The sequence below is a fragment of the Bacillus sp. H1a genome, assembly GCF_000633475.1.
GTDB lineage: Bacteria > Bacillota > Bacilli > Bacillales > Bacillaceae_G > Bacillus_A > Bacillus_A paramycoides.
The window spans coordinates 73,123-96,355 of sequence record NZ_AYMH01000041.1 but is presented as its reverse complement, the minus strand read 5'-3'; the positions used below and the strand labels follow the sequence as shown (position 1 = coordinate 96,355).

General features: G+C 33.1%; 23 protein-coding genes and 4 pseudogenes. 9 read left to right on the top strand and 18 right to left on the bottom strand.

The window, feature by feature from the left end; translation table 11 throughout:
• Positions 1 to 35: 35 nt before the first annotated feature.
• The 5 genes from U860_RS0118725 to U860_RS0118715 all read left to right on the top strand — a co-directional run bounded on the left by U860_RS0118725 (position 36) and on the right by U860_RS0118715 (position 3,928).
• Positions 36 to 1,082, top strand: a complete 1,047-nt coding sequence (locus U860_RS0118725; RefSeq protein ID WP_025149708.1) for a SpoIID/LytB domain-containing protein — start codon at positions 36 to 38, stop codon at positions 1,080 to 1,082.
• Between the two features lie 591 nt (positions 1,083 to 1,673).
• Positions 1,674 to 1,742, top strand: a complete 69-nt coding sequence (locus U860_RS36880; protein WP_275887063.1) for a hypothetical protein — start codon at positions 1,674 to 1,676, stop codon at positions 1,740 to 1,742.
• Positions 1,743 to 1,759: 17 nt separating this feature from the next.
• Positions 1,760 to 1,891 carry a DUF3658 domain-containing protein gene (locus U860_RS36875; RefSeq protein ID WP_327915338.1) on the top strand — a complete coding sequence of 44 codons (132 nt, stop codon included), beginning with the start codon at positions 1,760 to 1,762 and terminating at the stop codon, positions 1,889 to 1,891.
• Between the two features lie 371 nt (positions 1,892 to 2,262).
• Entirely contained in the window at positions 2,263 to 2,706 is a 444-nt protein-coding gene (locus tag U860_RS0118720; protein ID WP_025149707.1) for a hypothetical protein, read from the top strand.
• Positions 2,707 to 2,881: 175 nt separating this feature from the next.
• Entirely contained in the window at positions 2,882 to 3,928 is a 1,047-nt protein-coding gene (locus tag U860_RS0118715; RefSeq protein WP_025149706.1) for a M4 family metallopeptidase, read from the top strand.
• Between the two features lie 442 nt (positions 3,929 to 4,370).
• Here the strand turns inward: U860_RS0118715 and xerS are convergent, their stop codons facing one another.
• The 5 genes and pseudogenes from xerS to U860_RS31745 all read right to left on the bottom strand — a co-directional run bounded on the left by xerS (position 4,371) and on the right by U860_RS31745 (position 8,863).
• Complete coding sequence (gene xerS / locus U860_RS0118705) at positions 4,371 to 5,444, bottom strand: tyrosine recombinase XerS (RefSeq protein ID WP_025149705.1); 1,074 nt, start codon at positions 5,442 to 5,444, stop codon at positions 4,371 to 4,373.
• 1,567 nt (positions 5,445 to 7,011) lie between these two features.
• A complete protein-coding gene (locus U860_RS33735; RefSeq protein ID WP_081806796.1) occupies positions 7,012 to 7,254 on the bottom strand; it encodes a hypothetical protein in 243 nt (80 codons plus the stop codon).
• A 228-nt stretch (positions 7,255 to 7,482) separates the two neighbouring features.
• Entirely contained in the window at positions 7,483 to 7,665 is a 183-nt protein-coding gene (locus tag U860_RS0118695) for a hypothetical protein (RefSeq protein ID WP_025149703.1), read from the bottom strand.
• 273 nt (positions 7,666 to 7,938) lie between these two features.
• Positions 7,939 to 8,121 (bottom strand): annotated as a pseudogene (locus U860_RS0118690) (ArpU family transcriptional regulator); the annotation flags it as partial.
• A 358-nt stretch (positions 8,122 to 8,479) separates the two neighbouring features.
• On the bottom strand, positions 8,480 to 8,863 hold the full coding sequence (locus tag U860_RS31745) for a hypothetical protein (RefSeq protein WP_033795457.1): 384 nt from the start codon (positions 8,861 to 8,863) through the stop codon (positions 8,480 to 8,482).
• 1,482 nt (positions 8,864 to 10,345) lie between these two features.
• On the opposite strand from U860_RS31745, the gene U860_RS0118680 reads away from it, so the two are divergent.
• A complete protein-coding gene (locus tag U860_RS0118680; protein ID WP_025149701.1) occupies positions 10,346 to 12,016 on the top strand; it encodes a ribonuclease J in 1,671 nt (556 codons plus the stop codon).
• Positions 12,017 to 12,243: 227 nt separating this feature from the next.
• Here U860_RS0118680 and U860_RS35260 read toward each other — a convergent pair whose 3' ends face one another.
• Entirely contained in the window at positions 12,244 to 12,390 is a 147-nt protein-coding gene (locus U860_RS35260; RefSeq protein WP_275887061.1) for a tyrosine-type recombinase/integrase, read from the bottom strand.
• Positions 12,391 to 12,469: 79 nt separating this feature from the next.
• Entirely contained in the window at positions 12,470 to 12,931 is a 462-nt protein-coding gene (locus U860_RS0118675; protein WP_025149700.1) for a GNAT family N-acetyltransferase, read from the bottom strand.
• A gap of 588 nt (positions 12,932 to 13,519) precedes the next feature.
• Between U860_RS0118675 and U860_RS35980 the strand changes: the two genes are divergently transcribed.
• Entirely contained in the window at positions 13,520 to 13,684 is a 165-nt protein-coding gene (locus tag U860_RS35980; RefSeq protein WP_025149699.1) for a hypothetical protein, read from the top strand.
• Positions 13,685 to 13,822: 138 nt separating this feature from the next.
• On the opposite strand, the gene U860_RS36550 is transcribed toward U860_RS35980, so the two are convergent.
• The 4 genes from U860_RS36550 to U860_RS0118640 all read right to left on the bottom strand — a co-directional run bounded on the left by U860_RS36550 (position 13,823) and on the right by U860_RS0118640 (position 17,055).
• Positions 13,823 to 14,023, bottom strand: a complete 201-nt coding sequence (locus tag U860_RS36550; RefSeq protein ID WP_025149698.1) for a hypothetical protein — start codon at positions 14,021 to 14,023, stop codon at positions 13,823 to 13,825.
• A gap of 347 nt (positions 14,024 to 14,370) precedes the next feature.
• Positions 14,371 to 14,829, bottom strand: coding sequence for a copper chaperone Copz family protein (locus tag U860_RS0118660; protein WP_025149697.1), 459 nt, complete (start codon positions 14,827 to 14,829; stop codon positions 14,371 to 14,373).
• 26 nt (positions 14,830 to 14,855) lie between these two features.
• A complete protein-coding gene (merR1, locus tag U860_RS0118655; protein ID WP_025149696.1) occupies positions 14,856 to 15,278 on the bottom strand; it encodes a mercury resistance transcriptional regulator MerR1 in 423 nt (140 codons plus the stop codon).
• A gap of 1,246 nt (positions 15,279 to 16,524) precedes the next feature.
• Positions 16,525 to 17,055 carry a cysteine hydrolase family protein gene (locus U860_RS0118640; protein ID WP_025149695.1) on the bottom strand — a complete coding sequence of 177 codons (531 nt, stop codon included), beginning with the start codon at positions 17,053 to 17,055 and terminating at the stop codon, positions 16,525 to 16,527.
• Positions 17,056 to 17,338: 283 nt separating this feature from the next.
• Here U860_RS0118640 and U860_RS31730 point away from each other — a divergent pair.
• Positions 17,339 to 17,889: pseudogene (locus U860_RS31730) on the top strand (polysaccharide deacetylase family protein).
• A 108-nt stretch (positions 17,890 to 17,997) separates the two neighbouring features.
• On the opposite strand, the pseudogene U860_RS33715 reads toward U860_RS31730, so the two are convergent.
• The 7 genes and pseudogenes from U860_RS33715 to U860_RS36540 form a co-directional block, all read right to left on the bottom strand.
• Positions 17,998 to 18,180, bottom strand: a pseudogene (locus U860_RS33715) (DUF1259 domain-containing protein); the annotation flags it as partial.
• Positions 18,181 to 18,262: 82 nt separating this feature from the next.
• On the bottom strand, positions 18,263 to 19,393 hold the full coding sequence (gene tnpB / locus U860_RS0118630) for an IS200/IS605 family element RNA-guided endonuclease TnpB (RefSeq protein ID WP_025149694.1): 1,131 nt from the start codon (positions 19,391 to 19,393) through the stop codon (positions 18,263 to 18,265).
• A gap of 138 nt (positions 19,394 to 19,531) precedes the next feature.
• Positions 19,532 to 19,768, bottom strand: a pseudogene (locus tag U860_RS0118625) (DUF1259 domain-containing protein); the annotation flags it as partial.
• Between the two features lie 466 nt (positions 19,769 to 20,234).
• Complete coding sequence (locus U860_RS31725; RefSeq protein ID WP_025149691.1) at positions 20,235 to 20,738, bottom strand: DUF3995 domain-containing protein; 504 nt, start codon at positions 20,736 to 20,738, stop codon at positions 20,235 to 20,237.
• A gap of 536 nt (positions 20,739 to 21,274) precedes the next feature.
• Complete coding sequence (locus U860_RS0118605; RefSeq protein WP_029953030.1) at positions 21,275 to 21,484, bottom strand: DUF2187 family protein; 210 nt, start codon at positions 21,482 to 21,484, stop codon at positions 21,275 to 21,277.
• 102 nt (positions 21,485 to 21,586) lie between these two features.
• Entirely contained in the window at positions 21,587 to 21,790 is a 204-nt protein-coding gene (locus U860_RS36545) for a hypothetical protein (RefSeq protein WP_025149690.1), read from the bottom strand.
• A 341-nt stretch (positions 21,791 to 22,131) separates the two neighbouring features.
• Positions 22,132 to 22,290 (bottom strand): hypothetical protein, encoded by a 159-nt coding sequence (locus U860_RS36540; RefSeq protein ID WP_240184486.1) that lies wholly within the window; start codon positions 22,288 to 22,290, stop codon positions 22,132 to 22,134.
• Between the two features lie 267 nt (positions 22,291 to 22,557).
• Here U860_RS36540 and U860_RS0118590 point away from each other — a divergent pair, with 267 nt between their 5' ends.
• Positions 22,558 to 23,169 carry a TetR/AcrR family transcriptional regulator gene (locus U860_RS0118590; RefSeq protein WP_025149689.1) on the top strand — a complete coding sequence of 204 codons (612 nt, stop codon included), beginning with the start codon at positions 22,558 to 22,560 and terminating at the stop codon, positions 23,167 to 23,169.
• The last annotated feature ends 64 nt before the right edge of the window (positions 23,170 to 23,233 follow it).

The following is a 23,233-nucleotide window of genomic DNA, read 5'->3' as shown; positions in this document are numbered from 1 at the left end:
TTAAATAACCAGGCATAGAAGGAGGACGAATAGATTTGTATGAATATTATTCTTATCCATTGAATTTAGGACAGCAGTTATATTATCAACCACATCCATTTTTAAATGAAAGACAACTTTATTATGATATACGGGATTCTTATCGGGTATCAACTGGTAAATTAATTGTATCTGTTTATGAAATGAATACAGATAAACCAATTAAGGGTGCAAAGGTATTCATTCGTAAGGAAGATGATAGTAGTCAAGTGATTGCCACACTTCAAACAAATGACATTGGTTTAACAAGTGTCATTTCTCTACCAGCGCCTCCTAAAGAATATTCTTATAATCCTTCAGGACCTAAACCTTATACAGAATATATTCTTACAATTGAAGCACCTAACTATGGTGTTAAAATAGTTAGAGGTGTACAAATCTTTCCAGAAACTACAGCAAAACAAAGAGTGGAAATGCTCCCTGTTTATCGAACAGGAGAACGTCAATTAATTGAAACGATTGATGTTCCTCAACATGCATTAACTGAATGTTATTTAGAAAGACAACTTCAGTCAAACTATCCCCGGTTTTCTCACTTTCCTCAACATGCAAATTACTTAAACATACCTCAATACATTATAGTTCATGATGGGAATCCTAATGAATTAGCTCCAAGATATAAAGTGGAATTTAAGGAATATATAAAAAACGTAGCTGCTTCAGAGCTTTACCCAACATGGCCCAAAGAAGCTCTTAAGGCTAATATAATTTGTATAACATCTTTTGTATTAAATCGGATATATAATGAGCATTATTTGGAAAGAGGATTTACAATCAGTAGCACGTCTTTGTTTGATCAATCTTATAATTATGGTAGAAGTACTTTTTCTGAAATTGATGAGATAGTTGATGAGATATTTAATCAATACATTGCAAAACCGTATAGTGCTGAACCAATGTTAATCGAATATAGTAGTGGAATAAGAAATTATTCAAATGAATACTTCTGTAGATGGGGGAGTAAATACCTTGCTGATCAAGGTATGGATTATTTAGGTATTTTAAAAAGCTATTATCCATTAGCTCAAATCTATTTTTTGTAGTTTAGTAAAAAAGTTATTATGGTATTTAGGGGTAAAATTAGGGGCAAGATGAATTACAAATGGTATATGGATTCAAGTTTATTATAAAAATATAGATAAATAAAAGCCGTAGAAGTAATTAAGTTCTATGGTTTTTCTGTATATAATTATTAAAAATTTAAAGTTTGGTTTATTTTGTTAAAACATAAAAAGCTCCCAATAAAATGAGCCGAATTTCCTATTCTAAGAAAAACAATAATCTTGCAAGAATGTAATGCTCATGTAATTCATCAATTACCACCGAAGTTCTTAATGATAGTAGAGTTATTTTGTGTCATGCTAAAACCGTATCTTATGATATTCGGTTGAGATTTTTAATATTATTACTACAAAATAAAAATATTTAATTTGAAGAAGTAAACGTTACTGAGTATAGTCGTCATATAGAGTATAAAGTGAGTGACGTACAAGATAGAGACACTTCATATGTATTATGGAGTGTAACTGAAATGCCTCCAAAATTGATTTTAAATGCTCTTAGGATGAAAAAATTTCTGATATAAAAATTAAAGAGCTAATAAATGGTTGGGAAAATGGTCTCAAACAAAAGACATGTTGAGAATATTATTAGACGGCAAAGTAGTTGCTGTCTCTGAAGATTATTATGATACAGCAATCTAAGAAAATACATCGAGTGAATATCAAATTGCATCCCGTGTTATTGGAGAGGTAATGGGAAAAGTAAGCAGTGCATAGAGGATACGTATTTAGCTTATCGAGTACATCAGTTGATTCAACAAGGGAAATTAAGTTATCAAGGGAATCTATAGGTGAATTTTAAATTTAATTATCTTAATAATAGATTCATTTATATGGTGAAAAAATGCATTTAATCTATTCTTGATCTAAAAGATTAAATGGATCCTAAAGCTTTTGAAAAGCTTATAAAAATATATAATGAAATATTGTAATAGAAAAGAACAAACCACATTTTTTTATGAGGTTGTTCTTTTTTATTTGCTTAGCAGACTGAATCCACGAATTGTTGGAGCGACTCCATCATCAAATTTGTAAAATAAACTATTATTTCTTTAACAGCCAATCTCCTAGGTATTTATACGAGAGTGTTTACTGTAATAATTATTGTGTATTTGTAAACAATAAGGAAAGTGAGTATAACAAAGAGTTGGAGGGAACAACTATGAGTGAGCATTTACAACGACATCCGCATTTTGGTAATACGCTAGCAGATCATTTTATGGAGCATCATCGAAATCCACTTTCATTTCATGGTCCAATTGTGCATGTAAAAGCAACAATAAAATTAGTTGAAGAAGATGATTCTAATTCAGAAGGCGGAACACATCAGCATTTTTTAATTAATAATATTCAAGTTATTGATATAAAAGGTGCACCAAAATCTTTAGTAGAAGATGAAGCCTTCTGTGCAATTCGTTTTGGAGATAAATTAGGATTGAAAAATCCAATTCCAGACTTAAAAGAAGGGGCAGAAATCGAACTGCAAGGGGAATATGTTGATAAAACACATGTAAAAGTAGGAATTGGGAATCCAGGAGATCCAGTCATACATTTCACGCACCACCCAGTAGGTTTTGTAAATTATAATGGTGTACATTACGAATAAAAATTTGCAGAGAAATATAGGAAGTAATATTTATTATTAGAGTAGTTATTTTTGCTATTAACCAATCCATAGATATTTTTTTTTATTCCCTCCGGATAAGAATATGGGAAAAAATAACTAAAATGAGTTCTTTTGGATATAAAATACCTATTATTATAGAAAAGGAATGATTATTATGAGAAAAATTGAAAGTATTGTTCCAGAATACTTATTGGAAAAGCTTGCAGAAAAAGGGAGCGAAAAAGCCCAAAAAAGCTTAGAACATACTAGAAAAATTCATGAGAAAAGAAAGAGTATAATCAAAAGTCAAGAAATAATGGAGTCTTCACTGGAGAACAATAGAGAGCATAAAGCTACTAGACATGTTTATGATTGTCAACATACGGAACAACCTCAGCATAAATTAGTTCGAGACGAGGGGGATTCACCTACGGATGATGAGGACGTGAATCAAGCATATGATGCTGGACAAGTCATTTTAGAATATTATAAAAAAGTATTACATCGTAATTCTATTGATAATCTAGGGCTGGATCTTATTTTTAACGTTCACTATAGAGAGCATTTTATGAATGCATTTTGGGATGGAAAGCAGATGATTTTCGGTGATGGTGATGGTGAAATTTTCATAGATTTTACAGCAGGAATTGATGTTATAGGCCATGAGATGAGTCATGGTGTAACACAGTATACATGTAAACTCGAATATCATGATCAACCTGGTTCCCTTAACGAAAGCTTTTCTGATTGTATCGGTAGTGCAATAAAACAATATCATTTGGGTCAAAATGCTCAAAATGCCGATTGGTTAATTGGTGACAAAATTATTGGTCCTAAATTTCCTGGAAAAGCCCTTCGTTCAATGAAAGAACCAGGAACCGCAAACGATCATGATTCTCAACCTAATCGCATGGATAGATATGATGATGGTAGTAATCTTGATTTTGAGACTGAAGAACAAAGACAAAGTTATATCGTGCATACGAACAGCGGTATTCCAAATAAAGCATTTTTTCTTGTGTCTATGGAAATAGGAACAGATAATGCTGCAATCTTATGGTACAATGCATGGCCGCATCTTCGCCCAAATTCTGGTTTCCAGGATGCTTTTGAAGAAATTCTAAAAGCCGCGAAAAAACTTATAACCGAAGGGAAAATGCCCCAAAACACAGAACAAGTTGTTAAAAAAGCATTTAGTGATGTAGGTATCGCAAAATCTTAAATTATTTAAACAAAGATGAGGAGATGTTTTTTGCAAAAAGACACCTTACTTAGGTGCCTTTCTGCTTTGCAGTTTTTGAGAAGGACAAGCATACATTTACGAATTGAAGTTTGATCTTGAAAAAAATAATTTTATTGAATTTAAACTAACAAATGGCATGCAAAAATTTCATATGAAGCAAGGTAATGGAGATGAACCAGAATATTTCTCAAAAGAGAATGGAATAAGCCATGGTATACAGGTAATCGTGGTTATCTAACAGAAATTCGCGAATTTATATATCTACATTCAAATAAAAGATAGTTTTTCAAATATTTTATTAATATTTTCATCATTCATATACCAAACAAAGTGAAAGATAAAGTATGTATTTTTTACATAATAAAATTAAAAATTAAATCAAATAATAAAAGGTTCAGCAATCCATATGCTGAACCTTTTATTATTTATTTTTCCCTATTCTGCCTAAACTATCTTTAATAGTTGTTTCCCCAAGTTGAGTGTATAGCAAAGCTGTATCTTGACTGGTATGTCCAAGTTGCTGCATCACTTGTAACGAGTCTTTTTCTTCCATATATAATTTATTTGCCAAGGTATGTCTTAATTTGTGAGGAGACATTCTTTTACCAAAGGCCTTAGTATATTTTTCTACTATATCTTGGATAGCCCTAACCGAAAGAGGCTGTGCAGTATGTTTATACTTCGATAAAAATACATTTTTTAATTCTTTCCCTGGAGCATATTTGTTATCTCTAATTTCCATATACTTTTCAAGGTCATTCAATGCAATTGGAGTAATCCATACTGAATCTTCTTTGTTTCCTTTTCGGATTACATCAATTAGTCTTTCTTTTAAGTTTATATCTTCCATACGAAGATCGGCCAATTCACTTACACGAATACCACTACCAAGAAAGAGGGATAGGATAGCTACATCACGATCTTTATCTCTTAGGAAATAGAACAACTGATGTTTTGTTAAAGATTTTTCATGTTCGTACTTAACGTAATTCAAAAACTCTTGATCGTCATCATTATGAAATATTTTAGATCTCATACGTTTTGCACGGGCATTTAATGTTTCTTTATCTTTATGTATTTCAATCTTAGCCATTACATTTCTATAAAAATAACATTCTCCATCATCATTCTCTGATAGGGAGGTAAGGTACTTAAATAAAGACTTTAAGGCTGAAATTTTTCTGTTAACAGAGGAATTCTGCATGTTTTGTTGTAGCTTTAGAAACCTCATAAAGTTCTCAACATCTTTTTTCTTTAAATTCTCCAAATCAGAGAAGGATATGTCTTTAATGGGCTTAAATTCAATAATTTGTTCAGATAATAGCCAATTAAAGAAGACTCTAAAATCATATACATAATTCAGTAGGGTGGAGGGAGAGGCATCATGCAATTCTTTGTACTCCACAAATTCTTCTATGTAAAAGGGCATTTCATTTAAATTCTCGTATAATTTCTTACGATGTACGGATTTTTGACGTTGCTTGCTGTAATCCATAAAAATCACCTCATATATACTATAACAGAAAAAAGACTCGAACACAAGTTCGCATTAAATTCAATTTTTACACAAACTTATTTACATAATTAAATTATGGGATGCTAAAATATACTCGAAATTGAATGAGATAGTGTAGTTATTCTAATAAAAATTATAGATAACCAAGTGATAAATTTGTATTAGGCTAGTAAAACTAGTACAAAAATCGCATTTAAATGTATGTAAGATAAAACAATTTTATAAATAAATTCATACAAAATGAATACATGAAAACAGTATAAAAGTTGTTATAAAATATGAATTGGTTAATTTAATCATGATTATCAGGAGTTAATTAGATCAACACTAGAAAAACTCGTATAAATTAAAATGCAATTCACTATAAAGATTGCTAGTGAGTAATTCAGAATTTGATTATTTTCATATAAAATATGAATTACATAGATGTATACCAATACAAAAATCTATGCACATGAACTGGAAAGCCCTAGATACCGTATTAGATTTTTATATAACCATCTTAGTGTTCGTAAAATTGGTATTTCGTGCGAAGTTTCAACGTGTTTGTTTTTCACCTCTTCATATTAACTTTTATTCTCATCTAACAAAATACGTCATTCACTTTACCTTTCATCAGTCGCAATATCTTTTAGTTTCAGATACATTCAACTATACATATTAATATTGATTACATGATTGCTTATAGGACATATCCAGTATATAAATACACTTTGATACAAAACAGTTAACTTTAATCGCTTAAGACTAAATATATTGTATTTTTCACAAAACTTGATTGTTTATGATGTCGAAATAGAGTGTTTCCTTTAGTACTTTTATATTGTACTTGGTTTAGCTGAGCATTCCGCTAAATGTGATTTTAATACAGATTTCAAAATATAACTTCTAAATTTTTTCTTCCGTCTCAATAACATAAGTATTCTTTTCGATTTGAGATTTATTCCGCTCTTTTTTTACAAATACCTATAATGATTTCTTATGTAAACAAGGATTTTAGGAAATACGCCGTCATATCAACGTTTGCTACACTTTCGAAAACTTACACTTACAACAACTTTTATACATCGTTGATTTTACGCTATTTTCACCTTAAGACACCGTTATTTCCTGCATAAACTTCATATTGTTAACTATCTCTATTTTCATTCGCTGTGTTCGTTTGTTTTGTTAGGGAAAAATAAAAAAACAATTAAATAGATTAATTGTTTTTTCTATGCAAAATCTTAATTTTTATTTTTTGAAGTAACCTATAATGCTTGAAAAAATGAAATTCCCTAATGCGAGTGGTATATAGATAAACCATATCTTTAATATAGCCTTTGTTTCTCTATGATTAGAATCCTCCATTCAAATTACCTTATCCCCTTCATTTATCTATATTTTCATTTTAATTCCATTAACAAGAAAATTATACCATTTATTTAACTAATAGTCTTTATTTTCAAAAGATTCTCAAAGTGCTTTACCCTTAACAACAAATAAAACCAGAAAATCCATGTACAAAAAAAGAGCGCTTTTCTTCAAAGCACTCTCCAATAGGAATTTACCAATCTCGACGGTCATCACAATCACAGTTATGATGATGGTTACGTCTACGACGACATTCATCACAATCACAGTCATGATGATGGTGATGTCTACGACGATCATCACAATCACAGTCATGATGATGGTGATGTCTACGACGACGATCATCACAATCTCTTTTTCTGCGTCTGCAAAACATTAAATCATCCCAAAATCTATTACAATCTCGAGAATGTCTGAAATTATCATTACATCCCATAAATATGCTTACCTCCTCTTAACAATAGAATTCATCATATTCTATGATTAAAAGTTAAAAACAGCTTGTTTACTAGTCTATGTTCTGCATTTTAAAGTAATAATATTCATTTTTAATCTTCAAATTGCAAATCTATTTCACCCCTTATCATCCATTAACAACAAACAAGACGCCATCCAGATTACGACAGCGCCTATAATAGTAGTTATAAATTTAATAAAAGCATTTTTACTTATTTCCTTGTTTCCATACCCCATTCTTTTTGTGATAGATATCCTTGCTAGTCATGAATTGAAACGATCTATCAGGAATACTATATTTTTTATTTTTCTCTCTTTTCTCTTTAGACTTTTCCAAAATAACTTGTTGTAGATCTGTTCTCCATTGCTTTAAGCGTTCTTTTTCTCGCATCTTCACTTATACCCCTTTAAATGAAAATTTATATGCCCATGTTAAATATATCTCTAGAATCCAATTTATAAAAGGGGTTACAACCGCTGGTCAACTTAGGGTTATATCAAGTCAAATGTCCATTTTATTAAGTAAATAAGAGTACCCTCCATTAGGTACTCTTCAAGAATAAGTATGGCGCTCCAAGTCTCACCTCATATGATAACTTGTCCCACGATTTTATCATATGTTTGTTTTTTTAGAATGTTCACTGGTTTAATGTGTAATTTCTATTAATAAGTTATTAAGCGCCTTCTCTACCTGCTGCACCTTCCATTTACTCGTATTCCTTGAATCACGTAACTCAGGAAACAAACTGATTCCTTCTTGCTCCACTTCATTACTGAATCGCATCTTGAGTGCTCTATATTCCTTTAATACGCTTATTACTTCCTTTTGCACTTTCTTATCATCGATAGCTGGTAATAAAGTTAATTGCCTTTCTAAGTTGGAATTCCCCTATTTCTGAATTTGTAATTTTAATATTATATAAGGTACGTGAAATTTTATTATTTAACTACTGAATAAAGGAACAGTGTGCATTAACATAGCCCCCACCCCACTATTGCGCATTGTTCCGCTATCCATAAAATAAAGTATTAGACTAGAAAGTGAATATACGTAAACGTAAAAAGACCGCCTATTACCGTTGGTCAGTTTTCTTAGGTCTTGCATAAAGGATACTAAGTGCAATGAATAAAAATGGAGACAAAATTGCAAGTGATAGACTTGGGATAGAGCTTTCATAAAACCAGTATTGAATCATTGGCATATCCTAGTATGAAACTTTTAAAACCGCAACTGTATTTTCTCTCGATGTTTCATTTAGTGTTGTACCTATAACTTTTCCGTATACAGTAAACTCTCCGATATAAGCTGGATCATCAACATGATGGAACGGTGTGTCACCTTCAAGCTCAATGTCCGTAGATTTTACATTAGGGTATGTATCTTTAATTTTTTCTTTTAATATAGCTAAATCACTCTTACTTATTTTTTGAGGTGCTCCCGTAGTGGCTTGTGCGTATACGTACAATTTTATGTCATCTTTTTGGATAGCTGACCTACCTACTATTCTATTTGGAGAAAACATAAGAAATATAACATGCAAAATAAAAAACATTACAAAGACTTTAGAACATTTTTCTAATTTGTTCATTCATCACACCACCAATACATATTAATAACATTATAATATGCATTAGGCAATTAGTCCCACATCGAAACATTTGTTGGTTTGAAATAAGATTTAATTAAAAACACCTCATAAATCCATAATTTATGATAATTAAAATAAAGATGTTCCGCCTTATTCAATTGTAGGAGGGAATCCAGCTAAATTAATACGTTATAGATTTGACGAGGAAACAATTGATATTCTCAATATCATTAAGTGGTAGGACTGGGATATTGAAAAAATAACTGAATTCATTCCCGTTTTGACAAGCAATAATACGAGTGCTTTAAAGGCACTGATCAAGTCATAATAAAAACTGTTAACTAGGTAGTAAGGAAATTGAAATCTATTTCTTTTATCTATTGTTTTGCACCTAGCCGATACCTCTAGTTGCATAAGGGCTATTTTTAAACATCTTTATTGTGACTGATTTTGAGGGAGTTAGTAGACATAGAAAAAAATTAAATAACTATTGTAAACACCCTTCGATTATTCGGACGGTGTTTACTGCGTTTATAGCTTAGAAATTAAATAGCTATATTATCATTTAACATTAGACACATTTAATCAATTACCTGTGCGTTAAGGGGTACCCCCCATCACCATCAAGCTAAGAAAAGCAAATACCCCAAACCGAAAAAATTGACATCTCCAGGAGAAAATGTACATTTTTTTTGTTTTGGGGCTTTATAAAATTCTTAAGTTTGATGGCTGTGTGGCACTATCCCATGACCATCAAGCTAAGATTTTGAGAAACCTCCCATAACAAAAATTTTACCTTTTCACAGTTATTCATAAGAGTTCGGCTCATTTTTTCTTTTTTTGAGCCTTTATTTTTCTTAAGTTGATGGGTATGTGTCACTCCTCATATTGAGGGAGCTAAATTAATGGATTTTGCTACTGCGGATTCCGAGTTTAAGGATATCCAATTTTTGGAGCCAATCTATTAAACATCAAAATCTCATCCCTTAAAAGATTTGTGTTAACAAAAATCACATCTATTTGGATCCCTTAAGGTTCTGATGAGATGTGGATTCAGTTTTACAGATGAAGACAGCGTTTTTTCCAATGCACGTAGATAAGATTTAGATGAATTTGTTCTCACTCTAAGCTAAGCAATTAGTATGAGGAGAGCTTCTTCTGTTTTAGGGGGCTATTCTACAATATAAGTGCAGTATCACCTCTGCATAACAATCTTCCATTATCGGGCGCATTTCTTAAAAAAGAATTACGTCTTTATTAAGAATCGAAAACCATTAGTGATTTCAATAGCAGCTGTCTCCATGGGAGGATAGACCTCGATAACGATGTGGGAAACTAAGACATCAATGTTGTAGTCATTATTTTTAGGAAAAAACACGTCTAGAGTTCCCTTTTTTATAGGAAGCTCGGGCATTCAACCCACTGATAAAAGGAAACCCAAAGGGCATACTAAGATTATATTTAAAATGGGAGGATATAAATTTGAGTACAATAGAGAATGCATTATCTATCTTCGCCTTAGGCGGCTTGAATGAAATCGGGAAAAATATGTATGCAATCGAATATTCAAACGATATCGTGATTATCGACTGTGGCAATAAGTTTCCAGATGAAAGTTTTTTAGGAATTGATTTGATTATCCCTGATATAGCTTACTTAGTAGAAAATAAAGATAAAGTCAGGGCTTTACTTGTCACACATGGACATGAAGATCATATCGGGGGGATCCCGTTCTTCTTAAAAAAATTGAATGTACCCGTTTATGCCACACGCTTCACACTAGGATTAATTGAAATCAAATTAAAAGAACATAAACTTTTAAGAGAAAGTGAACTTATTGAAATCAACTCAAACTCAAACTTGACAATCGGAGAAATGAGTGTAAGCTTTTTCAAAGTGACCCATAGTATTCCTGATTGCTTGGGAATAGTCTTTCACACACCAGAGGGTAATATTGTACATACGGGGGACTTCAAGTTCGATTTAACCCCTGCGAATAATGAGAATTCGGATATTCATAAAATGGCTGCAATCGGCAAAGAAGGGGTCTTACTTCTATTGTCTGAGAGTACCAATGCAGAACGTCCTGGTTTGACCCCATCGGAACAAATGGTAGGCGAACATGTGGAAACAACTTTCATGAAAGCCGAACGCAAAGTTATTATTTCTACCTTTGCTTCAAATATTAGTCGCGTTCAGCAAGTCGTGAATGCAGCACAGAAAACAAATCGAAAAATTGCGTTGCTTGGACGAAGTATGGTTAATGTCGTAGCGGTTGCTATGGAACGTGGTTATTTAACAGTTCCAGATGGAATGTTAATTGACCCACATGAAATAAATGAAATGCCTCCTGAAAGGGTGGCCATTTTATGCACGGGGAGTCAAGGAGAACCAATGGCTGCTCTTGCTCGCCTGTCCACTGGAAACTTTCGCGATGTCGACATTTTACCTGAAGATACGGTTATATTTGCAGCAGGTCCAATACCCGGGAATGAACGAAATATCACGAGTATTGTAGACAACTTATTCGCACTTGGAGCCAACGTGATTTATGGATCAGGAAGTACATCCGGAATGCATGTTTCTGGCCATGGTTATCAAGAAGATTTAAAATTAATGCTTACATTAATGAAACCAAAATATTTTATTCCCATTCACGGTGAATTTAGAATGCTACACCATCACCGTTTGTTAGGTGAATCCGTTGGAGTAGAGCAAGGAAACACGTTTATCATCAATAATGGCGATGTCGTCGATATTGAACATACCATTGCCCGCCAGACCCGGAAAATACCGGTTGGGAATACCTACGTAGACGGGGGGGATATCGATAATATTGGGGAATTTGTGTTACGAGACCGTAAACAACTTTCAGAGGATGGGATGCTCATGATTGTTTTAACTATGAGCAAAGCGGAAGGAAAACTGATTTCTGAACCCGATACCCTTTCTCGTGGATTTGTGGATAGAGATTTCGCGGAACTCCGAAGTGAAGTTAATCGACTTACTATAAAAACTGTTAACGAGCTACAAGAAGCAAATAGAAACCAATGGACTGTAATGAAAAAACAAATAAAAAAATCAATACGACAATATGTATATACACATACTAAGAAAAAGCCAATGATTGTTCCTATACTTATTGAAATTTAATGGGGGGAAAGTTTTAAAAAAATGAATTAATTGATCTTCAACAATTGGGCGCAATTCTCTAATAAGAATTGTGCTCTTTCTTTTGTATTGGATCATTTAATGGAAAAAAAGTAGAGGTTTGATTTACTTTCTAATAACTCTTTACTTTACAATCTGGCCCAATTCAAATAGATACGTCTTTATACATGCACGCCTCGATTTTGATTAAAGATTAATTTCTGTAGCTTTCAAAAATATTTAATATAAAAATCGTGTCTCAACTTTCCGCTCAGCTGAGCATATATTCTCGTGGTTTCACTCTTCTCATGACCAAGTAAGCTTTGTATTACTTCAAATGGCGCACCGTTGTTAATCATATGTGTAGCATAGCTTATTCCATTATTAAAAATCCCAATCTCTCAGTGATATAAATGAGAAATTGGGATTTAATTATTCAACAATTGCATCCAATTGTTAAAGCACATCCATTTTTCGCAAACGTTTTACAAACCTATAACCAGTTATTTCGTAACCAAGGAATTTATATAGTTCGTGTGCCTTTACCCTCTTTTCACTTTTTCCACTTAGAAGATAAATAAAATCAGATCCTCTTTTCAAAGACCATTCTTCCACATATTTAATCAATGCTTTCGCAATACCTTGACCGCGATATTCTTTCTTTGTAACTAGCGATGTTATTTGAATCTTTTCATCGTTGTTTGTGTACGTTGTATGAATTGTTATTCCTATCATCCCTACTAAGTTATTATCATTTATTGCAACAAAGGTGTAGTAATTTGGATTGGATTCGATACGTTCCATTCTTACTTTCATTTCATCTAATGAACTAGGATAACCTAAATCTGGCATTAAATCTGTTAATTGTTTGATGTCATCAGAATTATATTTTCTTATCTCCACTATGAGCCCCTCCATATTTTTCTCTAATTATATCATCTTATATTCTGCCTACATCAAGAAACAAATACTTTTTCCTATTACCATCAAGTGTTTCATTAAAAAAATGTTTTAGACTATAGAAAAAGTATTAGACTGTTAAAAAATAGTTGTAGACTGATTTAATGTTTTCTTTACATGAAAGCACTTTTTGCTAACATAAAACCAAAATATCGAAAGACCTTTAAAAGTCACTTCAGTACTTCTTATCAAGACCTAAATTATAAAAATCCCTAAAAATAAAGAAAATCACATATTATACATGACTAATATATGCTCTCCTTTTATTCCATTAAAGCGTCCGATTGTGGAAAATCACCAAGCTTCTATTAGCTAGTAAGTTAAAAAAAAATTTGTTCCACAACTCTTAAGTGATGATACTTAAACATTAAATTTCCCTCCTACAATCCCTTTAAAGCCGTCAATCTCCGTCTTTTAAATTCCCTGACCATTGCTATACCTAAGCCAAACAAATATACCACCTCTAGCAAAATAATTAACATATCATATTCAAGAAAGTTTAATTAGCTAATAGCATATGTTTTATTGAAAGGGTGTGATTGAATTATGGATCGGCCGAAATGGGGCATCGGAGCATTAGTATTCGTTGGCTGCATGTTTCTTGGTGGAGGAGTGGGGTCTTCGTTAGGAAGTTCCCAAATTGGATGGCTGATAGGAATGGGTGTTGGATTTCTTGGGATGGCTTTAACGAGACTGATTAGAAAACAATAGAACAGGGGTCCTCCTTCCGGTAAATAAGGCTATATGCATTTAAGTAATTACTTACATACTAGCCCTGTAACATGTAGTAATCGTACTCATACAAAGCCACTCTTTAACAGAAAGTGGCTATTTTTGTTTTCGGCTCTGCTAAATTAAAAGAGCCGATGTTTTGCCTAACTTCCGCTCTTTTAATTTAGTAGCAGGGTTTTTAAGAATAAAGCCTTCATCATGTGTCCATCTAAAAAGTGATTTGATGCAACGAACTCGGTGTCCTAAACTAGATGGCTTTAAGTGTTCTCCTGCTTCAATTAAGTAAACCTTTAGTTTTTCTGTAGTAAATTCACTCATGTTAATGTCACCGAAATAACGTAATAAAAATTTATATTGAAAATAATATGTTTTTAAAGTCAGAGGTGAATATCCCTCAATTTTTTATCTAATTGATACTGTTCCCAGGACTCAGATAATAACATTATTCTTCACGCTCCCATTCTATAAATCAATTAATCTAGTATTATGTTCAAGGAGAGTCTCTTTTATAAGCTAGTCATTCAACAATCGTAGAAAACAAAAAATTACTTAACCATGAGAACACTTGAAATACAAGAAAAAGACGCTTTCTCTATAAAAGAATAGCGCCCTTTTGTGGAGCAATATTGATTTATTTTGGTGAAAAAAAGCAACATTTAGGTTCCTTATGACATTTTTCTAATATAAGTTGTAATATTGCCTAAACAACAACTACCTTGTGGATTGTTTACTTCACAACCACATCGGTTTTCTTTTATGTTTTCGCGAATATGCTCTACTGGATTAGGAATAAGTCCATTTTCCACATATTGTTTAATTTTTTCTTTTGTCCAATCAAAACAATAACAAATTGGTGTAGTTGCTGAGTCATCTTTTTGATGTACAGCTACCTTTATGTCAGATACAAAGTATTTTTTATTATTCGTATCAAAATAGACTACATCACAATCTTCGTTTGAACAAAAATAGTGATTTTCTTTAGCATTTAATGTTTCTAATGCAGATGGTTTAAGCAATGATTTTAGTGTAATCAACTTTACATTCTTAGCTTTATTTTTACATGTTGGACAATGACCATTATTTTCAATTTTTATTCCTTTAAGGTTACTACAACAATCTTCCATTATTCTTCCACCTTTACAATTTATTATTATAAATATTCTTCTGCTTTCTTTTCTGAGTCCATTAAAGTTTCAATAATAGGACATTCGTAAATATCTTTGTTTTCGGGACATCTTTCTTTAAGGTCTATCAACATTTGTTTAATTTTTTTAAGGTCTTGAATTTTACGTTGGATGTCCTCTAATTTAAGAACAGTGAAATCATATATGTCACAGCACTTTGCTTCATTGCGATCGACAACCCCTAGCAATTTGTCAATTTCATTTAAAGTAAATCCCAATTCCTGCGTCCGTTTTATGAAATTCAAACGATCGACCATTTGTAGGGAATACATTCGGTATCCTTTTTCGGTACGATTAGGCTCTGGAATTAAGCCTAATCGTTCATAGTATCGAATGGTCTCCTTGTTAACGCCACACTTTTCAGCCAGTTCTCCAATACGATATTGCATCTATCTCACCTCATATAAAGTATAAACCCTGTACCATAGTACAGGGTCAAAGGAAGTATTATTTACTATATTTTCGATCTACTTTCTTAAAATAAATAGACAGGCTATACAAAATGCGGTACATCAAGAGATAGCCATTACGATTGGCCTAGATTACTCTTTTGTAAATAACCTAGTAGATGCCCAAAAAGAAATTATCTCTATTGAACTTGTAGTCCCAAATCTTCCCCCATTTTCGTATGGATGGGTACTTAGTAAGGACAAGCATCCATCACAAATTTTAACGAATTTACCGAAAGAATTCTCCTTCCTCGAGCGTGTGAAGGGCGCTGCCCAATGGTATGAATTTCGGTTTGGCATAGCCAAAAACTTTTGATAAACTAGCTATATGAAGTTCTTTGATAACTTGATATATGAGGTTGCAGGAAGAAAATAGAGTGCGAAAACCAAGCCATTCGGTTCCTGCGTAAAATATCAACCGTACCAAAAGAGCGTCCAAGCGTTGGACATCTAGGGTTGGAACACTCCGAAGTAACGCTCAGGGAGACGAAAGGTTGCTTTCGTCGTGGAACTGAGAAGCTCCCACTTCAGGTTTTGCTAAGTGGCGAGTAGTTCACAACAGTTTATTAATAGGCTTCATTTTAAATAACAATGGATTCTGGTGTTTTGACATTTCTGCACCAGAACCCATCAACTCCTTATACATAATTCCCCTGTTTTATGCTCTTTCGTGTATAGTATATATTCTTTTATTTTCAATTAATTTATCAAGGTTATATATTAAATTGGCTGCCATTCGCAGGAAATTAAGCCTTGCAATTATGATTATTTGGTTGAGCCATCGATATGTTGTTCTGAAACGTCAATATATCTTAAAAAGGAGCTCCCTTTATCAAGAGAGCTCCTTTTCTTATTTCTTCTTCTTTTCTGTCGGTTGGCTTTGTTTAGCGAAGTTAGATGAATCATCGAAATTCGGTTGCTTTTTACCAGCATTATTACTTCTACCTTTTCCCATATGTAATGCACCTCCCCTCACCCTTACTATTCCCAATAAAAAAATCCTCTTGCATCCAAAAGAATTTTTTATGAAGAGATACTTTTTCCGTTCTGGAGATATTATAAAATATTAGCTTGATGGTGATATTCCAGTATTTATTTAGCAGTTATAAATCGATATACTAATCACTAAAAAGCATAGTCGGGAAGCATATGTTATTATAGAACAAAATCAGTTGTAAGGAAGTAATTAAAATTCTATATTTTCCGCATTTTTTACACAAGCAAACCATTGACCGATTATCTCGTTATGATGCTTAATGATTTGAGGCGCTGATAATACTGTAGAATTATATGTACTATGTCCATTCCCTACAAGAGTAACGTCATATCCTAAGCTGTACGCACGCCTGCATGTTGCATCTACACAAATTTCAGATTGAATTCCTGCTATAACAATTCGTTTTATATTCCTCATTTCCAGAGCTTGTTGAAGACCCGTTTTATGAAAAGAATCTGGGTGATTCTTCTCAAGAACGACATCTTCTGTTGCTGGAGCAATAGATTTATGAATTTCCCACCCAGCTGTCCCTTGTTTAAGTGTGGAACCAGACTTCCCATTAAATTTCATATAAAAAATAGGGGCTGAAGCAGAACGGGCTTTAGAAATCAATAATCGAATAACTCTTAATAATTCCATTTCATTATATAGAACTTTTCTCTCTTCAAATGAACCTACTTGTACATCAATAATAAGAAGTGCTGTACAACTTTTCATCAAAAATACCCTCCTAACACTTGTTCCCGAAATACAAAAAAATATATGTAAACTACCAAGTTATGCATATTTAATGTCTCCAAAATTTCCAAATAAACACACTAATGCATGTATGTATTTGCTACCAATACTATGAAATGCTTACGCCATTTGTAAGAAACTAAATTCCACTTCACTTAATAGTCATAAAAGGTGGGTAATAATGGTTCATAAATTAAAGTTTATAATTATAGTCGGTATCTTAAGTACTATTGGTACACGGACTTCAAATAAAGTAGCAGCTCGCATGTTAATGAGAGAAGATCTAGAGCCCACGGGGATAGTCACTCGGGACGTACCTACCAACAAAAAGATAATTGGCTTTCGTATACAACAGGCTCCTCAATTAGTAAAAACGGTTTTAAATAAAGGGCATGAAATTGGCAATCATACAATGAATCATGTTTTCGCTCAAAATACACCATTAAAAATGGTTCAAAAAGATATTTTAGAAGGGCAGAAATATATAGAAAAATGGAATAAAGATCCCTTACTTTACAGACCACCTGGTGGTTACATAAATTACACTGTATTTACAACAGTCAAGCAACAAGGGAAACAAATTGTACTTTGGTCTTGGCATCAAGATTCACGTGATTGGCCGAATCCTGAAGTAACTGCCATTGCTAATCACGTATAAAAGATGCTCGTAACGGAGATATTGTTCTTCTTCATGATGGTGGAGGGAACAGAAAACAAACTGTAGCTGCTCTAAAAATCATTCTTCCTAAGAATCAGGAAAAAGGATTTCAAGTTGTTAAAGTTTATGATCTTCTCAAGTATAAACGAAGTAAGTAGCATGGGTGTACCTCTAAAAACACTCACAATATGACTGCTAAAAGGTAGATGAGCAAAGAAAACTTTTCTCCAAACTATTAACAAAAATAAATACATCCAAATCACTGATTATTGAGCCTCGTTATTAGCAACAGGATAGCTACTTAAGAACAAAAAAGAATTTGCCAATTTTTTTGCAAAATGTAACGGGGGCTCCACCGATTGGATATGAATATACATAATTAATGGGTTCATGTACAACCAGTGATTATGTAAAGCACTAACAATAATTCCTTGTTGTACAATTGATCTCTTGAACTACTCACCACTTAACATCCTTACGGACTGTTTGAAGTGGGAGATTCCTAAGTACAGAAACCTAACGGTTTCTAATTCAGTAGGCTATCCCCGTAGTTCCTACGGTTAAGAGACGAATTGCTTCGTTTCTTAGATTGAGCGCTGCATTTCGATCTCTATCGTGATGTGTGCCACAAGAAGGACAATCCCACTCACGAATGGTTAGATTTTTAACGTCTTTGTTTTTGTATTCACAATTGGAACATAATTGACTAGAAGCAAATGTTTTAGATACCACAACCACTTGTTTGCCATACCACTTGGCTTTATATTCCAACATCGTTCGAAATTGTGACCAAGATACTTCACTAATCGCTTTTGCAAGCTTTCTGTTTTTGAGCATGTTACTGACTTGTAAGTCTTCCATACCGATGACATCGTGGTTTTTGATGATTTCAGTAGAAAGTTTATGTAAGTAATCAGCTCTTGCATTTGCAATATGTTCATGGATTCGTGCAACTTTCACACGTTGTTTATTCCAGTTCGAAGAACCTTTCTTTCTTCTAGAAAGGATACACTGTGCTTTTGCTAACTTCTCTTCTAATGTACGAAAGAATTTATGGTTCTTGTATGTTGTACCATCAGAAAGAATGACAAAATCTTTTAATCCAACGTCAATTCCACAAGTGGATTCCGTTTTAAGCATTTCTTGTACCTCTGTTTCGACGAGGATAGATACAAAGTATTTACCACTTGGGTTACGGCGAATCGTTGCATTTAGAATACGACCTTCTACTTCACGACTTTTAGCAAAGCGAACAAGGCCAAGTTTCGGCAATTTCATTTTGTTGCCTACAATTGCAATGTTTCCGTTCGTTTGCTTAGTTGTGTAGGATTGAATCTTATTCTTTTTAGACTTGAAACGTGGAATATCATTTTGTTTCTTGAAAAAACGTGAAAAAGCATCTGCGAGGTTTTTTAATGTGGATTGAAGAGCGATACTATCTACTTCCTTTAACCAGATTGTATCTTGCCTCTTTTTTAATCGAGTGAGCTCGGCAGAGCAAGAAGGATAGGTTAATCCTTTTCCTGTTTCTTTATAGGTGTTATTCCATAGAGCAAGAAAATGGTTAAATACAAAGCGACTGCAACCAATCGTTTTAGCAATTACTATTTCTTGTTTCTTATTTGGAAAGATACGAAATTTATATGCTTTATTTACTAACATAGGTTGCACCTCACTTTGTTATAGGATATCTACAGTATACAAAAAAACGTAGGCTTACGCCTACTGACATTCATCTCCCATCTACCGTTGGGCTAGCGCCCTTCACACGCTTGAGGAAGGAGTATTCTATCAGAAAACGATAAATGAAGGGATCTCTTCTTGCAGAACAGCAATTTCTCCTAAATTTAATGCATTACCATTTTGATCCAACGATTCAAAACTTACTCCTACGGGTACTACATAGGCACTTGGCTTCCCTTGAACAAGCACCCTAAAATCGCGATGAAAAGATACCGAACAACCACCTTGACTTATTTTACTTTTCCCTCTAAGAATTGTAGCAAATTGATCACAAATGAAATTAAAGTTGTGCATAAATTTAATTCCTTTCTCATACAAAATGATGAATTTAGAGTTTTAATTTAAAAAGGACTTTTTCCTACTCTTACAGCCAAGAAACACGGATAAACAAACTCAACTCGCTTCAAAATTCTAAAAAACAGGTCACAAAGTGTAATCTGTGACCTGTTTTTTTAGACGAAATACCTATGATATCTCCAAGCAATCATAACCATTCTTGAAAGGGATTAATGTATCATCAGCTTTATTGAACGTCTGATTCATGATGTCCCCCTGTTCTGTTGTAGCTTTGAAATAAAGTTTGATTAAAAATACCTCACAAACCCATAGTTTACGGTAAAGAAAAAGAAACCAGTTTGAAAAAAGATTGATCAAAATGGATTCCACTTTTGAGATTGACTATTTATCTTTCATAAAAAAGTTTGATCATTTTTGTAATCTTCCCTCCATTAAAGCGCCCGTTTCTTGAATAACTATAGGTTTACCTCATATTTATCCCGTTCTGTTTTATTTTTTTCCCATTATTGGAGGTATAAATATAAAGAAAAGCAAGAAGTCCATATAAGATTCCTCCTAACAAGAAAAACGGTTCAACAATTACTAATAGTAAAGAAAGTGATTCTGATTCCAACAAGCTTTGAATTATCCCTACACCACCGCGTAAACCCAACACCACACACGCTCCCCATGCTGAAGTGAGCAACAACCAGGATGGAAACCTTCGACCCCATGCTTGAACAAGTGCAAGTGCAGTAAATGCAGAAATTATACATAGGGCAATTGCAACCAGATTAATGATGAATAACACTTCGCCCATCGTCCTGCCTTCAAATCCTAAAGTGCCTCCTGCAGCCCAGTAAATGTGGATTAACCCGAATAGAGTCGACCAAACAAAAGCTGCATTACCAGTAAAAACCAACCACTTCTCGATTTTGTCCAGAGGATGACGATCATTATTGTTTTTGATTGTAATAACTCCTTTCATTATGAGGGATAACAGAAATCTTTTTGAATTACGTATAGTTTTATATATTGTTTCATTTTATAATTTATTATTATTAAATCCAATGAAAATTTTACGAATATTATGATTTTATCAGTACAATCAGTTACTACATTTATATAAAGTCCATTTGATGTTTTCACATCGGTAAAGTATCTATACTGTTCTTTATCAACAGAGATAAGGAGCGGATAAACAATGGTTAAATTATACGGAACGACAAAATACGGATTAACTGCACATGATTTATTGGAACGTATTTGGAAAGGATTAAAAGAAAGCGTTATTGTGAATCACTTCCATGCATCACAATAACGCTTTCTTTTCTTGAACACCTTTCTCAATTACCTGAAAAAGTACTTTAAAGATTAGGAACTGAACAATTGTTAAAATATTAAACGGAACTTCTATATATTATTATTAAAATCTATGAGTTCCTGCCTGGTGAAAACCTTTTATAAAATAGTACTATCAGTATGTTCAAGATTTGCAGATTCATTGCACAACCTTTAGTTTTTTTACACCCGAACCACCTTACTGTAACTACCATGTTTTACTACCTGCTTAACATCTATCTCACTTTCTTCAATTCCTGGTATTTCAGAAACATCTACAACAATTGTATTATTTAAAACACTAATCACATATCCTGTTAATTGCAAAGACGGATTCTTACGATATGGAAATTGAACATACTCTCCCATTCTTACTTTTATTTTATTTTCCATGTAAAAACCTCCCGAGTCATGAGCCCTTGGAATTCTGGATCACTTGATTTTTGAATAGAATTTTTTTATTTTTCTAAGCCGCTTTAAAGTGGATGCCAATCTTTATTCCCCTGATGGAATATAGTTCTTTCTAATGATATCGCGTACTTTATTCATAAAGAATATAAGAAAAAAAAGAGCTAGAGCAGCATTAACACAGAAATATATGTTTCCTGTTGTGTATTTATCATAACAAGAATAAAAATTTAAAATTGAAAGAATTGCTGAACAGATGGTAAAGATTACTACTGTACCAAAACTTCTCATAGTTGCCACCCCTATTCTATATATTGTAATATCCTTCTACTATTAGGAGTATCTCCAGCAAAGTGGAAAAAACAAGCTAAATAAATTTCAATATGAAAATAAACAATTTTAACACTGGTAAGAGTATTTCAATGCAACACAACATCATTTGGTTTGAAACCATTGCGGCATTATAGTTCATTCCTTGATTCACCAAGGCTTGTACCCCAATTGGTTGTCACATATGTGTGATCAACGATGCAAGTTGCTGAGATATTTCTGGTGGAAGCAGAATGGCTGCGTAATACTTCTTATCCTTCATCCCCTGCATTACATCTTTTTACATTTGTAAGAACGGTCATTTAACTTTGCTCTTTTATTTTATCTCCTAAATTTATAATCCCTGGTCCTGGTAAGTCCGCACCGGTATCCCGTATTACCATAGTAATTGGCAAGTCTTTTGGTACAGGATTAACAGTTGAATCCATAAAAGCAAAACTAGCGATGATAACAGCAGCCATGATGCCTAGAAGCCGCCTAGAACCATCTTTTGTTTAAAAAATCGCTATACTGTAAGCACTTTAACTTATTTTTTCTAGTATTTATCTAACAAAAAGATTAATAACAAACAATATGTAGTTTACAATAATGCATTGTTGTTTATAATGAAATTATATCGTTTTTTCTACACATTTCAATTTACATTTAAGACGGGAATGTAAAATAAAAAACAAAAGATTAAAATCTGTCGTTTATTATACCGATAACGAACAAGGAGGTGTAAGGCGTTGAAAAAGGCGGATTTGAGGATTATTCGGACAAAGAAATTTATATATGATGCTTTTATCAAGCTGATAGCTGAAAAGGGATACGATGTTATCACCATACAAGACATCACAGATGAGGCACTTATTAATCGGGCAACATTTTACTCACATTATAAAGATAAACAAGATCTGTTAACAAAGATTAGTGAGGATGCACTAGGAGAATTAACAAGTAAGATGGTTCTACATGCCCATGTACAGGAACATCAAATAGATCTTTCGAAACTCGAGGAAATTTTACAATCCATATTTGAGTGTATAGCAAAACATGCAGACTTTTATAAAACCATGCTTGGTCCTCATGGCATTCATAATTTTAATCTACAAATGCAGCAGACTATCATGGATAACCTTGAACAAAATTGTCTTGAACTTAAACTTGGGGAACAGGACTTAGATATTCCAAATGATATGGTTTTGCATTTCATCACTTCCTCTGTTGTCGGGATAGCAATTTGGTGGTTCCAAAATGACATGAAATATTCACCGAAATATACTGCACAAAAATTAGTGAAGCTTTTGACTAAAGGCCCCTTGTGTGCAGTAGGCTTTACTTTATTTAATGAAGGATAGAAAGGGCAACTATTCCGTGAAGGGGTCACCATACATGCCTATCAACTAAAGAGTGGAAACAAAA

What these genes read in the sequence shown, in the direction of transcription:
- U860_RS33735 (WP_081806796.1), bottom strand. Translation starts at nt 7,254, where the DNA reads ATGGGATGTAATGATAATTTCAGACATTCTCGAGATTGTAATAGATTT.
- tnpB (WP_025149694.1), bottom strand. Translation starts at nt 19,393, where the DNA reads ATGTTAGTAAATAAAGCATATAAATTTCGTATCTTTCCAAATAAGAAA.
- U860_RS0118695 (WP_025149703.1), bottom strand. Translation starts at nt 7,665, where the DNA reads ATGCGAGAAAAAGAACGCTTAAAGCAATGGAGAACAGATCTACAACAA.
- U860_RS0118605 (WP_029953030.1), bottom strand. Translation starts at nt 21,484, where the DNA reads ATGGAAAATAAAATAAAAGTAAGAATGGGAGAGTATGTTCAATTTCCA.
- U860_RS35980 (WP_025149699.1), top strand. Translation starts at nt 13,520, where the DNA reads ATGGATCGGCCGAAATGGGGCATCGGAGCATTAGTATTCGTTGGCTGC.
- U860_RS36540 (WP_240184486.1), bottom strand. Translation starts at nt 22,290, where the DNA reads ATGGCTGCTGTTATCATCGCTAGTTTTGCTTTTATGGATTCAACTGTT.
- U860_RS36545 (WP_025149690.1), bottom strand. Translation starts at nt 21,790, where the DNA reads ATGAGAAGTTTTGGTACAGTAGTAATCTTTACCATCTGTTCAGCAATT.
- xerS (WP_025149705.1), bottom strand. Translation starts at nt 5,444, where the DNA reads ATGGATTACAGCAAGCAACGTCAAAAATCCGTACATCGTAAGAAATTA.
- U860_RS0118715 (WP_025149706.1), top strand. Translation starts at nt 2,882, where the DNA reads ATGAGAAAAATTGAAAGTATTGTTCCAGAATACTTATTGGAAAAGCTT.
- merR1 (WP_025149696.1), bottom strand. Translation starts at nt 15,278, where the DNA reads ATGCAATATCGTATTGGAGAACTGGCTGAAAAGTGTGGCGTTAACAAG.
- U860_RS0118675 (WP_025149700.1), bottom strand. Translation starts at nt 12,931, where the DNA reads ATGGAGGGGCTCATAGTGGAGATAAGAAAATATAATTCTGATGACATC.
- U860_RS0118660 (WP_025149697.1), bottom strand. Translation starts at nt 14,829, where the DNA reads ATGGAAGATTGTTGTAGTAACCTTAAAGGAATAAAAATTGAAAATAAT.
- U860_RS36550 (WP_025149698.1), bottom strand. Translation starts at nt 14,023, where the DNA reads ATGAGTGAATTTACTACAGAAAAACTAAAGGTTTACTTAATTGAAGCA.
- U860_RS31725 (WP_025149691.1), bottom strand. Translation starts at nt 20,738, where the DNA reads ATGAAAGGAGTTATTACAATCAAAAACAATAATGATCGTCATCCTCTG.
- U860_RS31745 (WP_033795457.1), bottom strand. Translation starts at nt 8,863, where the DNA reads ATGAACAAATTAGAAAAATGTTCTAAAGTCTTTGTAATGTTTTTTATT.
- U860_RS0118720 (WP_025149707.1), top strand. Translation starts at nt 2,263, where the DNA reads ATGAGTGAGCATTTACAACGACATCCGCATTTTGGTAATACGCTAGCA.